9 protein-coding genes are annotated in these 13771 nt (G+C 75.2%); 8 read left to right on the plus strand and 1 reads right to left on the minus strand.

Translation table 11 applies throughout. The features are described 5' to 3' along the window. Both ACFXHB_RS37365 and ACFXHB_RS37370 read left to right on the plus strand, forming a co-directional pair. Window positions 1–3228 carry a UvrD-helicase domain-containing protein gene (locus ACFXHB_RS37365; RefSeq protein ID WP_380580266.1) on the plus strand — a complete coding sequence of 1076 codons (3228 nt, stop codon included), beginning with the start codon at window positions 1–3 and terminating at the stop codon, window positions 3226–3228. A gap of 191 nt (window positions 3229–3419) precedes the next feature. Beyond that, entirely contained in the window at window positions 3420–4610 is a 1191-nt protein-coding gene (locus ACFXHB_RS37370) for a PP2C family protein-serine/threonine phosphatase (RefSeq protein ID WP_380580268.1), read from the plus strand. Window positions 4611–4647: 37 nt separating this feature from the next. On the opposite strand, the gene ACFXHB_RS37375 is transcribed toward ACFXHB_RS37370, so the two are convergent. Further along, window positions 4648–5619 carry an endonuclease/exonuclease/phosphatase family protein gene (locus ACFXHB_RS37375; protein WP_380580270.1) on the minus strand — a complete coding sequence of 324 codons (972 nt, stop codon included), beginning with the start codon at window positions 5617–5619 and terminating at the stop codon, window positions 4648–4650. A gap of 78 nt (window positions 5620–5697) precedes the next feature. Between ACFXHB_RS37375 and ACFXHB_RS37380 the strand changes: the two genes are divergently transcribed. The 6 genes from ACFXHB_RS37380 (at window position 5698) to ACFXHB_RS37405 (ending at window position 13768) form a co-directional block, all read left to right on the plus strand. After that, the gene (locus ACFXHB_RS37380; protein ID WP_380580272.1) at window positions 5698–6336 is read left to right on the plus strand and encodes a PadR family transcriptional regulator; all 639 of its coding nucleotides are present in this window, start codon (window positions 5698–5700) and stop codon (window positions 6334–6336) included. A 71-nt stretch (window positions 6337–6407) separates the two neighbouring features. Next, window positions 6408–7181, plus strand: coding sequence for an ABC transporter ATP-binding protein (locus ACFXHB_RS37385; protein ID WP_380580274.1), 774 nt, complete (start codon window positions 6408–6410; stop codon window positions 7179–7181). After that, window positions 7178–10060 carry an FtsX-like permease family protein gene (locus tag ACFXHB_RS37390; RefSeq protein WP_380580276.1) on the plus strand — a complete coding sequence of 961 codons (2883 nt, stop codon included), beginning with the start codon at window positions 7178–7180 and terminating at the stop codon, window positions 10058–10060. The genes ACFXHB_RS37385 and ACFXHB_RS37390 overlap by 4 nt, the downstream gene beginning before the upstream one ends. A gap of 134 nt (window positions 10061–10194) precedes the next feature. Then, entirely contained in the window at window positions 10195–11607 is a 1413-nt protein-coding gene (locus ACFXHB_RS37395; RefSeq protein ID WP_380580278.1) for a dipeptidase, read from the plus strand. An 82-nt stretch (window positions 11608–11689) separates the two neighbouring features. Then, window positions 11690–12631, plus strand: a complete 942-nt coding sequence (nudC, locus tag ACFXHB_RS37400) for an NAD(+) diphosphatase (protein WP_380580280.1) — start codon at window positions 11690–11692, stop codon at window positions 12629–12631. Between the two features lie 276 nt (window positions 12632–12907). After that, window positions 12908–13768 (plus strand): GntR family transcriptional regulator, encoded by an 861-nt coding sequence (locus ACFXHB_RS37405; RefSeq protein WP_380580282.1) that lies wholly within the window; start codon window positions 12908–12910, stop codon window positions 13766–13768. The last annotated feature ends 3 nt before the right edge of the window (window positions 13769–13771 follow it).

Raw genomic sequence — 13771 nt, forward strand, 5'->3', positions numbered from 1 at the left:
GTGACCGCCGCGCTCAGCCACCCCGACCAGCTCAAGGAGCTGCTGGGCATCCCGTTCAACCGGGAGCAGATGGCGGCCGTCGGCGCCCCGCTGGAGCCGGCCGTGATCGTGGCCGGCGCGGGCTCCGGCAAGACCACCGTGATGGCCGCCCGGGTGGTCTGGCTGGTCGGGTCGGGCGCCGTCCGGCCGGAGGAGGTGCTCGGCCTCACCTTCACCAACAAGGCCGCCGGGGAGCTCGCCGAACGCGTCCGCTCGGCGCTCCTGCGGGCCGGGGTCGCCGAACCGGAGGAGGAGCCGCTCGGCGAGCCGGAGATCTCCACCTACCACGCCTTCGCCGGCCGGCTGCTCAAGGAGCACGGCCTGCGGATCGGGATCGAGCCGGACGTGCGGCTGCTCGCCGACGCCACCCGCTTCCAGCTCGCCGCCAAGGTGCTGCGCACCGCCCGCGGCCCGTTCCCGGCCCTCACCGGGACCTTCGCCAACCTGGTCGCCGACCTGATCGCGCTGGACGGTGAGCTCGCCGAGCACCTGGTCGGGCCGGAGCGGCTGCGCGCCTTCGACGAGGAGCTGCTGGACATCCTCGCCACCGCCCGGCTCACCAACGACGACCTGCGGGCCGTGCCGGTCACCGCCCGGGCCCGGCTGGAGCTGCTGCGCCTGGTCGAGGAGTACCGGCGGCGCAAGGCCGCGGCCGGGCTGATGGACTTCGGCGACCAGATAGCCGCCGCCGCCCGGCTCGCGCAGCAGCGCCCCGAGGTCGGCGAGCTGCTGCGCGGCCAGTTCCGGGTGGTGCTGCTCGACGAGTACCAGGACACCTCGGTCGCGCAGCGGCTGATGCTGGCCGGCCTGTTCGGCGCCGGCCCCGGGGGGCGGGGGGCCGGCCATCCGGTCACCGCCGTCGGTGACCCCTGCCAGGCGATCTACGGCTGGCGCGGCGCCTCGGTCGCCAACCTGGACGACTTCCCCCGGCACTTCCCCAGGGCCGACGGCTCGGAGGCGGCCCGCTACTCGCTCAGCGAGAACCGCCGCAGCGGCGGGCGGCTGCTCGCCTTCGCCAACGGGCTGGCCGAGCCGCTGCGCGCGATGCACGAGGGCGTCGAGGCGCTGCGCCCCGCCCCCGGCGCCGAGCAGGAGGGCTATGTGCGGGCCGCGCTGCTGCCCACCCACGCGGAGGAGATCGACTGGCTGGCCGACTCGATCGCCCACCTGGTCCGCACCGGCACCGCCCCCGGCCGGATCGCCGTGCTCTGCCGCGGCGGCGCGGCCTTCCCCGACATCCACGCGGCGCTGGTCGCCCGGGAGGTGCCGGTCGAGGTGGTCGGCCTCGGCGGGCTGCTGCAACTGCCGGAGGTGGCCGATCTGGTGGCGACCTGCGAGGTGCTGCAGGACCCGACCGCCAACGCGGCGCTGGTCCGGCTGCTGATCGGCCCGCGCTGGCGGATCGGCCCGCGGGACCTCGCGCTGCTCGGCCGGCGCGCCGCCGAGCTGGTCCGCACCGCCCGGCCCGAGGGCGTCGAGGCGCTGGCCGCCGCCGTCGCCGAGGCGGACCCGACCGAGGTGGTCTCGCTGGCGGACGCGCTGGAGACCTTCCTGGACTCCGGGTACGGCGGTGACCGCGAACCGGCCGACGAACCGCTGTTCTCCGCCGAGGCCCGGCTGCGGTTCGCCCGGCTCGCCCGGGAACTGCGCGAGCTGCGCCGCTCGCTCGCCGAGCCGCTGATGGACGTCCTGCACCGGGTCCTCGCCGTCACCGGCCTGGAGGTCGAACTCGCCGCCTCCCCGCAGGCGCTGGCCGCCCGCCGCCGGGAGACCCTGCACGCCTTCCTGGACGTCGCGGCCGGCTTCGCGGACCTGGACGGCGACCCGGGCCTGTCGGCCTTCCTCGGCTTCCTGCGCGCCGCCCAGGAGTACGAGCGGGGCCTGGACAGCAGCCTGCCCGGCGGGGAGGACACCGTGAAGGTGCTCACCGCGCACAAGTCCAAGGGCCTGGAGTGGGACGTCGTGGCCGTGCCCGGTCTGGTCAAGGGCGCCTTCCCGTCCTCGACCGCGCGCGAGCGCTGGACCAGCACCAAGCGGGTCCTCCCGCACGCCCTGCGCGGCGACGCGGCCACCCTGCCCGATGTGCGCGGGGGGTGGAACGCCAAGTCCATGGCCGCCTTCAAGGCGGCGCTCTCGGAGCACTCGGGGACCGAGGAGCTGCGCCTCGGCTACGTCGCCTTCACCCGGCCGCGTTCGCTGCTGCTGGCCTCCGGGCACTGGTGGGGGCCCAGCCAGAAGACCGTGCGCGGTCCGTCCGACTTCCTGGAGGCGCTGCGGGCGCACTGCGAGCAGCCCGGCGCGGGCGAGCTGGAGCACTGGGCCGAGCAGCCGCCCAAGGGCGCCGAGAACCCGGCGCTGGCCGCGCCCGTCGAGCGGCCCTGGCCGCTGCCGCTGGATCCGGCGGCGCAGCACGCCCGCCGCCGGGTCGCCGAGGTGGTGCACCGCCGCCTGGCTGGACAGCCCGCCGCCGAGCCGGAGCCGATGGCCGCCGAGGACCGCCGTCAGGTGGAGTCCTGGGACCGTGATCTCACCGCGCTGGTCGGTGAGTTGGAGCGGTCCCGGCGCAGCGTGCGGGAGGTGCCGCTGCCCGCCGCGCTCTCCGCCACCCAACTGCAGCGGCTGGCCGCCGATCCGGACGGCTTCGCGCACGACCTGGCTCGTCCGATGCCCCGGCCGCCGCAGCCGGCCGCCCGCCGGGGCACCCGCTTCCATGCCTGGGTGCAGTCCCGGATCGAGCCGCTGCTGCTGATCGAGCCGGGCGCGCTGCCGGGCGCGGACGACGACGGCATCGAGGACGAGCGGGACTTGGAGCGGCTCAAGGAGGCGTTCCTGCGCACGCCGTACGCGAACCGGACGCCGTACCGGGTCGAGGCGCCGTTCCAGCTGGTGCTGGGGGGCCGGGTGGTGCGCGGCCGGATCGATGCGGTCTACCGCGAAGGTGACGGCCGGTCAGAATCGGGCGGCGCGTCACGCTACGAAGTGGTGGACTGGAAGACGCAGCGCGAGGAAACGGCGGACCCGCTCCAGCTCGCGGTCTACCGGGTCGCCTGGGCCGAACAGTTGGGCGTTCCGCCGGAGCAGGTCACGGCGTCGTTCCTCTATGTCCGCAGCGGTCGGATCGAACAACCCGCAGGACTTCCCGGCCGAAAAGAGTTGGAACGGCTCCTGATCGGGAACAGTGAAGAATGAGTCACGGAGAGCATTCAAGTCATCACGGCAGCGGGCGAAACCTGTGCGTAGTGCACGTTTCGTGCCTATTGTGGGGTCGGTAACCGGTCAACCCCCGTGCTCCGGCCGCCAGCGAGGCCCGCATTCCCTAACCCTCAGTCATCACCGCAGGTGTCCACGGGCACCGGCGTCGTCTGCTGGAGAGACCGAAGTTGAGCGCGACCGGATGGATCAGAGAGCGGTTCGCCGGGCCGACCCCGGGGGCCGCTCCGGGCACGACCGGCACCTGGCCGAGGACGGCGCTCGCGCTGCCGTTCATGGGCATGGCGCTGGTCGTCGCCCTCGACTACGTCAGCAACACCGAGGTGACGGTCGAGCCGGCCCTCACCGCCGTCCCCGCGCTGGCCGCCGTGGTCAGCCGCCGCACCTGGTACCCGCTCGCCATCGGCCTCTGCACCGAGGCGGTGGCCTTCCTGATGGCCGCCTACAGCGACTCGCTCGGCGAGTCCGTGCACAGCGCCACCGTCTTCGCCGTCGTGCTGGTCGCCGCGATCGGCTGGGTCAGCGCCACGCTGAGGCTGCGGCAGGAGAAGGCGCTCGCCGACGCCCAGCTGGTCGCCTCGATCGCCCGCCGGGTGCTGCTGCGGCCCGTTCCCGAGCGGGTCGGCACCGTCCGGGCCGCCGTCCACTACGAGGCCGCCGCCGCGCACGCCCGGATCGGCGGCGACCTCTACGAGGTGGTCAACACCCGGCACGGGGTCCGGGCCGTGGTCGGCGACGTCCGGGGGAAGGGGCTCGGCGCGGTGGAGACCGCCGCCGCCGTGCTCGGCGCCTTCCGCGAGGCTGCCCACCAGGAGCCCGCGCTGGACCGGGTGGCCGGATGGCTCGCGGTCAGCCTCGACCGGGCCCTGCACGAGAACGACCACCCCGGTGTGGAGGAGGAGTTCGTCACCCTGGTGCTGATCGGGGTCCGGCCCGACGGCGTCGCCGAGATCGTCAACTGCGGCCACCCCTCGCCGCTGCTGCTGCGCGGGGCCGAGCCGGTCCGGCCGCTGGAGCTCACCGAGACGGTGCCCCCGCTCGGGGTCCTCGACCCGGTCGACGTCCGGCCGCCGGTGCACGAGGTCCCGCTGCGGGAGGGGGACCGCGTCCTGCTCTTCACCGACGGTGTCATCGAGGCCCGGGACCGGGCCGGGGTGTTCTACCCGCTCGCCGAGCGACTGCCGCACTGCTCGGCCGGCCGGCCGGCGGACGTCCTGCAGCGGCTTCACGAGGACGTGGTCCGTCACGTCGGCCGCCAGCTCGGCGACGACGCGGCGATGCTGCTGCTCCAGTACGACCCGCTCGGGCCGGGACCGCACGTGCCGCACCAGAACGGGCTGGTGGCGCACCCCCGGAGCTGACCCGCCCGGCGGCCCGGTGGGGCCGCCGGGACCGGGCCTACAGGCCGACCTCCACCACCAGCGGGCGGTGGTCCGAGACCCCGGTTCGCGGGGCGGCCGCCGGGCCGACGGCGGTGCGCGGTACGCCCACCGCCAGCACGTGGTCGAACTGCACGGCCGGCCGGTGCGCGGGGTAGGTGGGCGTGCGCGCCAGGTCGTACCAGCCCTGGAGCCGGGCCCGGGGCTCGCGCACCCGCCGCCGGCGCGGCTCGATCAGCGCGGGCCGGGCCCGCCGGGCCGCCCGCAGTTCACGCACCCGCGCCCGGGGCGCGGTCCGGTCCAGCGCGGTGGCCCCGCCCAGGACCGTCCGGGGCACCGCGCCGATCAGGTTGAAGTCCCCCAGGACCAGGTAGGGCTGGGGCAGGTCGGCGATCCAGCGCCGGATCCCCGCCAGCTGCGCCATGTTCCAGCCCGGCACGAACGACAGGTGCGCCGCCACCACGGTGAACGGCCCGTTCTCGCCCTCCAGGACGGCCGCCAGCGCGGCCCGCGGCTCGTCCGGCACGGGCGTGAGCCCGCGCCGGCCGGCCACCCGCAGCGGCAGTCCGAACGGGGCCGGGGCGAACCGCCGGGCCCGCCAGTGCCGCACCGGCAGCCGGGTCAGCAGCGCGGTCCCGTACGAGGGCGGCGCGTCGTCGCCGACCTCGTTCGGCCCGTAGACCCGCAGGCCGGCGGGCGCCGAGGGCTCCGGCACCCAGCCCGCCACCGGCGCGGGCCGGCCGTGCAGCGCGGCGGCGAACCGCCAGTCCGCGGCGCCCATCGCCTTGGCGGCGACGGCGGCCTGGTCGGTGCCGCCGGAGCGGGCCTGGTGGCGGTCCACCTCCTGGAGTGCGAGCACGTCGGCGTCCAGCGCGGCCACCGCCTCCGCCAACGGCCCGCCGGCGTCGGCGGGGTAGGGCCGCGGGGCGCCGTCCGGGGCGAGCGGCTGACCGTGCAACAGATTGAAGGTGGCGATGCGCAACTGGCTCACACCGCACGACGGTACCCGCTCGCCGCCGGAGGGGGCGCGGCTTGAGCCCGCCGGGCATACCGGGTATACATACTCGGTATGTCGATCCGTCACGGTCTGCTCGCCCTGCTCGACCAGGGCCCCCGCTACGGCTACCAGCTGCGCACCGAGTTCGAGGCGCGCACCGGCGCCACCTGGCCGCTCAACGTCGGCCAGGTCTACACCACGCTGTCCCGCCTGGAGCGCGACGGCCTGGTCGAGCCCGCGGGGGAGGACGCGGAGGGGCACCAGTTCTACGCCGTCACCGAGGCCGGCCGGACCGAACTGCGGGCCTGGTTCGACACCCCGGTGCCCCGGACCAACCCGCCGCGCGACGAGCTGGCGATCAAGCTCGCCATGGCGGTCACCGTCCCGGGGGTGGACGTGCCCGCCGTCGTCCAGGGCCAGCGCCGGCACAGCGTCAAGGCGCTCCAGGACTACACCCGGCTCAAGGCCCGCGCGCTGACCGGCGAGGCCCGCCCCGGCGGCTCCGGCCGGCCGGCCGGCCCCGGCGCCGACCTCGCCTGGCTGCTCGTCCTCGAACAACTGATCTTCCAGACCGAGGCCGAGATCCGCTGGCTCGACCACTGCGAGACCCGGCTCGCCCAGCACGCCGAGATCGAACAGGCCCGGGCCGCCGAGGCCCGCCGCGCCGAGTCCGAGGCCACCCGGCCCGGGCGGCGCCGCACCAAGGCCTGAACCCCGTACGACCACAGGAACCACCGCCCGGCCGCCACCGCGACCCCGGGCCCAGAACAGCAGGGGGAAGTGTGTCCCACACCGATCCGATCAGGCGCGGTACCGAACCGGTACTGCACCTGGACACCATCACCCGGGTGCACGGCCAGGGCGCGGCCGAGGTGCAGGCGCTGCGCGGGGTGGACCTCAAGGTGCACCCCGGTGAGTTCGTCGCCGTGATGGGCCCGTCCGGGTCCGGCAAGTCGACCCTGCTGACGCTCGCCGGCGGCCTGGACACCCCGACCACCGGCCAGGTCCTGGTCGAGGGCGTCGCACTCGGCGGGCTCAGCCGCAAGAAGCTGGCCGAGGTCCGCCGCCGCTCGGTCGGCTACGTGTTCCAGGACTACAACCTGATACCGGCCCTCACCGCCGCCGAGAACATCTCGCTGCCGCGCGAGCTGGACGGCGTCTCCGGCCGCGCCGCCCGCCGCGAGGCGCTGACCGCGCTGGAGGAGCTCGGCATCCCCGAGCTCGCCGACCGTTTCCCCGACGACATGTCCGGCGGTCAGCAGCAGCGCGTCGCCATCGCCCGCGCGCTGATCGGGGAGCGCCGCCTCGTCCTCGCCGACGAGCCCACCGGCGCCCTCGACTCCACCACCGGCGAATCCGTCCTCGCCGTGCTGCGCGCCCGCTGCGACGCCGGCGCCGCCGCGATGATGGTCACCCACGAACCCCGGCACGCCGCCTGGGCCGACCGCGTGGTCTTCCTGCGCGACGGCCGGATGGTCGACGAGAGCGTCAGCCAGGACGCCGGCAGCCTGTTGGTGTCCGCGGCCACCAACGCGAAGGGCCCGGTGGCGGAGTGAGGCTCAGCGCCTGGCGGGTCGCCCTGCGGATCGCCCGCCGAGACGCCCTGCGCGCCAAGGGCCGCAGCGCCCTCGTGGTCGCCATGGTCGCGCTGCCGGTGCTCGGCGTCGCCGGCGCCGACGTGGTCTTCCGCAGTGCCGAACTCGACCCCGTCGAACGGGTGGTCCGCACCATGGGCCAGTCCGACGCCGAGATCCAGCTCATCGACCGGGGCTCGATCGTCCTGCAGGCACCCGACCCCGACCAGCCCTTCGACCTCACCGGCGCCGACGAGGCCAAGGTGGAGAACGGCCGGCCGCAGTACACGCCCGAGCAGCGCCGCAGCCTCGACACCGAGCCCGCCGACCTGGTCAAGCAGCTGCTCCCGGCCGGCGCCACGCTCGTCCCGGTGCGGCAGGGCCCGTACACCCCCACCAGCACCGCCGAAGGCCTGCTCAGCGTGCAGACCGTCGAGGCCGACCTCGACGACCCGGTCTGGAAGGGCCGGATCAACGTGGTCGACGGCCGCGCCCCGAGCGCCGGCCACGAGGTCGCCGCCACCCGGGAGTTCCTCGACCGCGCCGGCCTCAAGCTCGGCGACCGCACTTCCGTGCGCGGTCTGGAGGCCACCCCCTTCACCATCACGGCCGTCGCCGAGTACCCCGGCGACCTGCGGACCGTCGGGCTGATCGCCCGGCCCGGCATGCTGGCCGACCCGCTGGCGAAGCTGCCCGGCGCCGACAAGGCCCTCGGCCGCTTCGCGCGGGGGGAGACCACCCGGTGGCTGGTCGAGCTCCCGGCCGGGGCCGCGCTGGACTGGCCCAAGGTGACCGAGTTCAACAAGTACGGCTACACCGTCGCCTCCCGCGGCGTGCTGCTCGACCCGCCGGCCCGCTCCGAGGTGCCGCTGTACGCGAAGAAGACGCAGGACAGCGGCGGGCCCCGGTACCTCGACAGGACCTCCGTGGTCATCCTGGCCACCGTCGTCGGCATGGCCCTGCTGGAGATCGTGCTGCTCGCGGGCCCCGCCTTCGCCGTCGGGGCCAGGCGCTCGCGCCGCCAGCTGGGTCTGCTCGCCGCCGGCGGCGGTAACCGGGCCGACGTCCGCGCGGTCGTCCTCGGCGGCGGTGTCGTCCTCGGAGTGACCGGCGCGGCCCTGGGCCTGGGGCTCGGCGTCGGTCTGGTCGCGGTGCTGCGCCCCTGGGCCGAGAACTACGCGGGCACGCGCTTCGGCCACTTCGACCTCCAGCCGGTCGACCTGCTCGGCGTGCTCGCCATCGGCCTGGTCACCGGCCTCCTCGCGGCCGTCGTCCCGGCCGTGCAGGCCTCCCGGCAGGACGTCGTCGCCGCGCTGACCGGCCGTGACTCGCTCAAGCCGCCGAGCCGCAAGCTCGCCCTGCTCGGCCTGCTGATGCTGGCCGGCGGCGCCGCGCTCGCCCTGCTCGGCGCGACCAGCGGCTTCGGCAACCGCAGCATGGCCGTGCTCGGCGGCTCGGTGGTCGCCGAACTCGGCATGGTCGCCCTGACGCCCTACCTGGTCGGCCTCTTCGGCCGGATCGGCCGCTGGCTGCCGCTCGGCCCCCGCCTCGCGCTGCGCGACTCGGTCCGCCACCGCGGCCGCACCGCCCCCGCCGTCGCCGCGGTGATGGCCGCCGTCGCCGGTTCGGTCGCGGTCGGCATCTACACCGCCAGCAGCGAGGAGCAGAACCGCCGGGAGTACGTCGCCTCCGGGCCGGCCGGCTCGGTCACGCTGAGCAGCGGCTGGGGTTCGGCCGCGGACGGCAAGCTGCTGCCCCAGTTGCGCGGCGCCGTCGAGGGCAACGTCCCCGACCTCGGGCCCCGCGCCGACGTGCAGCAGGTCGGCCTCCCGGGGGACTGCGACCCCGTCCGCGGCAACTGCGGCTACGTCACCATCGAGCTGCCGAAGGAACGGCGCTGCCCGCTGTTCGAGGACACCAGCGGGTCCATCCCGGCGGCGGAGGCGAAGCGGCTCCGCACCGAGGACGAGCGCTGCAAGGAGTCCCGCTCCTACCGGATGAACCCGTTCAGCTCGCTGGTCGCCGGCGACACCACCCTGCTGCACAACCTGTTCGGGGTGACCGACCCGGCCGCCGGGCAGGCGCTGGCCGCCGGCAAGGCCGTCGTGTTCGACCCGCGGTACGTCAAGGACGGCAAGCTCATCGTGAGCGTGACCGAGCCGTCCGCCCCGCAGTCGGAGCAGCTCGGCGCCCCGCCGGTGCACGACGCGCCGAAGCGCGAGATCGCGGTCGACGCGGTGCTGGGCGCCTCCCCCGCCCCGACCGGCGGCCAGGCCGTGGTCAGCCAGGAGACCGTCCGCCGGCTCGGGCTGGCGGTCAGCGACGCCGGCTCGGTCTGGCTGCCGGCCAAGGCGCCGTCCGACGGTGCCGAGCAGAAGGCGATGGGGGCGGTCGAGAAGCTGGCCGACGGCACCCACTTCGGGGTCGAGCGCGGGTACCGGTCCAACGGGGACCTGATCACCCTCGGTCTGACGGGCTTCGCCGCCCTGGTCGCGCTCGGCGCGGCCGGCATCGCCACCGGCCTCGCCGCCGCCGACTCGCAGCGCGACCTGACCACCCTCGCGGCGGTCGGCGCCGCGCCGCGGATCCGCCGCAGCCTCTCCGGCTTCCAGTGCGGGGTGATCGCCGCGATGGGCACCCTGCTCGGGGTGTTCGCCGGGGTGGTGCCGGCGGTGGCCCTGCGCAAGGTGGAGGGCGTGGCGATGTCCTCCCCGGGCGTCGACGAGGTGGTCGACCGCACCGTGGTCGTCTTCCCGTGGCTCAACGTCGGCGTGACCGTGGTCGTGCTGCCGCTGCTCGCGGTGGGGTTGGCCGCGCTGCTCACCCGCTCGCGGATCTCGCTGCTGCGCCGCTCCGGCTGACCGCGCGTCCCCCGTGTCCCGTCACCCCCGACCGCCTCCGCGCGGCCGGGGGTGACGGACGTTACAGGCCCCGCGGCGCCCGGTGACCGGACGGCCGGGGCGGGCACCCGCACGGGCGAACTAAAGTCGTCGGTATGACGAGAACCCCGGACAGCGTCGTCCGCTCCTTCATCGACCGGCACCAGGCCGAGTTCCTGGCCGACCTCTCCGACTGGCTCCGCATCCCCTCGGTCTCCGCCGACCCGGAACGGGCCGGCGACGTCCGCCGCTCCGCCGAGTGGCTGGCCGCGAACCTGCGCGGGACCGGGTTCCCGGTGGTGGAGGTCTGGGAGACGGACGGTCTGCCGGCGGTGTTCGCCGAGTGGCCCTCCGGGGACTCGTCCGCGCCGACCGTGCTGGTCTACGGCCACCACGACGTGCAGCCCGCCGCCAAGGAGGACGGCTGGGCGACGGAGCCGTTCGAGCCGACCGTGGTCGGCCGGCAGCTGTTCGCGCGCGGGGCCGCCGACGACAAGGGGCAGGTGTTCTTCCACACGCTCGGCGTCCGCGCCCACCTGGCCGCCACCGGGCGCACCGCGCCGGCCGTCAACCTCAAGCTGCTGGTCGAGGGCGAGGAGGAGTCCGGCTCGCCGCACTTCCCGGCCCTGGTCCGCCGGGAGGCCGACCGGCTGGCCGCCGATGTGGTGATCATCTCGGACACCGGGATGTGGTCCGAGACCACGCCGACGGTCTGCACCGGCATGCGGGGTCTGGCCGACGCCCAGATCGACCTCCACGGCCCGGACAGCGACATCCACTCCGGCTCCTTCGGCGGCGCCGTCCCCAACCCGGCGGCGGTCGCGGCCGAGCTGGCCGCCGCGCTGCACGACGAGGACCGCCGGGTGGCCGTCCCGGGCTTCTACGACGGGGTGATCGAGCTGACCGCGCGCGAGCGCGAACTCTTCGCGGAGCTGCCCTTCGACGAGGGGCAGTGGCTGAAGGTCGCCAAGTCGCACGGCACCCTCGGAGAGGCCGGCTACTCCACCCTGGAGCGGGTCTGGGCCCGGCCGACCGCCGAGGTGAACGGCATCTGGGGCGGTTACACCGGCCCCGGCGGCAAGACCATCGTGCCGTCCTCGGCACACCTCAAGCTGTCCTTCCGGCTGGTGGCCGGCCAGGAGGTGGAGCGGGTCCGGGAGGCCGTCCGGTCCTGGGTGGCGGAGCGGGTGCCCGAGGGCATCCGGTACGAGCTGGAGTTCCCGGGCGCCACCCGGCCGTGCCTGACCCCGCTGGACCACCCGGCGCTGCGGTCCACCGTCCGGGCGATGGAGCGGGCGTTCGGGCAGCGGATCCTCTTCACCCGGGAGGGTGGTTCCGGTCCGGCCGCCGAGCTCCAGGACGTGCTCGGGGCGCCGGTGCTCTTCCTCGGCGTCTCGGTGCCCTCGGACGGCTGGCACTCGGTCGACGAGAAGGTCGAGCTCGACCTGCTGGCCAAGGGCGTGGAGACGACCGCCTACCTCTGGGCCGACCTGGCCGAGAACTGGCGGCCGGGCGACGGGGCGGCGTGACGGCCGCGGGGGCGCCTCCCGCGGCCCGTTCTGGCAGACAGACCACTCATCCGGATGATTCATCACGTGGGGATGGAACGAAGTGAGCACCGTGCCTGAGACCGAACGCCCGCTGCCCCTGGCACTGGCCCGGGCCGGGGTGGACCGGGCGGCCCAGCACCGGTTCGACGAGCCCTGGCTGGCGGCCGCCTGGAGCCACCCGACGACCAAGGTGCTGCCGATCGCCGGTGGCGAGGCCTTCGTGGTGGACACCGGGCAGGGCACCGAACTGGTCCTGCTGCCCTCCTTCGAGGCGCCGCAGACCGGGGACCGCTACTTCCTCGGCACCGACGAGGACGGGGTGTCGTACTTCGCGCTGGCCGGCGAGAGCCTGCCCGGGCGCCTCGACGGCGACGCCCGCCCGGCCGGGCTGCGCGAGGTCGGGGCGATGCTCTCCGACCGGGACGCCGGGCTGCTGGTGCACGCGGTGGCGCTGGAGCACTGGCACCGGCTGCACAGCTTCTGCTCGCGCTGCGGGCACCCGACCGAGAAGGCCGGCGCCGGCCACGTCCGGCGCTGCACCTCCTGCGCGGCCGAGCACTACCCGCGCACCGACCCGGCGGTGATCATGATGATCACCGACGAGCAGGACCGCTGCCTGCTCGGCCGGCAGGCGCTCTGGCCGGAGGGCCGCTGGTCGACCCTGGCCGGGTTCGTCGAGCCGGGGGAGTCGATCGAGCAGGCGGTGGTCCGCGAGGTCTTCGAGGAGGCCGGGGTGCGGGTCGCCGAGGTCGGCTACGTGGCCAGCCAGCCGTGGCCGTTCCCGTCCAGCCTGATGCTGGGCTTCCTGGGCAAGGCCGATCCGGCCGGGACGGCCATCACCGTGGACGGCGAGGAGCTGGCCGAGGCGCGCTGGTTCTCCCGGGAGGAGCTGCGGGCCGGCATGGCGGCGGGCGAGATCCTGCCGCCGTCCGGGATTTCGATCGCCCGTCACCTGGTCGAACTCTGGTACGGAGAGCCGCTGCCCTCGGCCGCGCGCTGGTAATTTCGGCAATTGGGGGCGTGCAGCTTATTGCTGTGCGCCCCCAATTTCGTTTCGTGCCCTCGTCACGCCGGTCATCCGGGTGTCCGGCGCGGCCGAACGGGTGGCCGGAACCGATTTCCCGCTGGTCGGGCGCGCTGATGTTCGTATCCGGAGGGGCCGCCTCCCAAGCCCCCCGGCCCGGTTGGCGCGCCCGCTCCGCGCCCGGTGTCGCCGATCCGGGGCGACATTGTCGGAATCGCCTGAAACCGGGTCACCGCCCTCGCTACATTCACTCGGGTGACAATCCCACGGGGCACCGCCCAATCCCCCAAATACCAGCGCCTCGCCGCCGATCTGCGCCGCCGGATCGCCGAGGGCGAGTTCACCGCGCAGGCCGCCCTGCCCGTCGAGAGCGAACTGGAGCGCCAGTACGGGGTCGCGCGCAACACCGTCCGGCTGGCCGTCGACGTCCTGGTCAACGAGGGCCGGCTGGTCCGTCTCCAGGGCAAGGGCACCTACCTCCGGGAGCACCCCGTCCTGGACCACCGCGCCTACGGCCCGACCCCGGCCCCCCTGTCGCGAGATCCCCTCGCCGGGCCGCGGGACTGCCTCGCGGTGCCCACCGCCGTCTACCTCGGCGAGGCCGCCGACGCCGGCCGGGAGCTCACCGTCGACTTCGAGATGATGATCGTGCGGGCCCGGGTGGACATCGCCGAGCGGCTCGGGCTCCGGCCCGGTGAGGCCATCGTGGTCCGCCGCCAGCTGCGGCTGCTGGACCGCGAGCCCTACTCGATCGAGGAGAGCCACTACCGGGCCGGCCTCGCGGCGGGCACCCCGCTGATGGAACCCGACCAGATCGACGGCGGCGACGAGGCGGTGCTCGCCCGGCTCGGCCGCACCGAGATCGGCGCGGTGGACCACCTGGTGGCCCGGATGCCCGGCCCCGAGGAGGCGCAGTGGTTCCAGGGCGGCCCCGGGGTGCCGCTGATGGTCCAGACCCGGGTGACGTACGACCGGCGCGGTCCCGTCCGGGTCATCGAGACCCGCTACTCGGCCGACCGCAGCCGGCTCGTCTACGGCGTCGGCGATCTCGCCGCCCGGGCGCTGCTGCCCGCCCCCGCGGCCCCGGTGGACCCGGCCCGGGCCGACGCCCCCTGAGGC

The sequence above is a fragment of the Kitasatospora sp. NPDC059327 genome, from assembly GCF_042752535.1.
Classification (GTDB): domain Bacteria; phylum Actinomycetota; class Actinomycetes; order Streptomycetales; family Streptomycetaceae; genus Kitasatospora.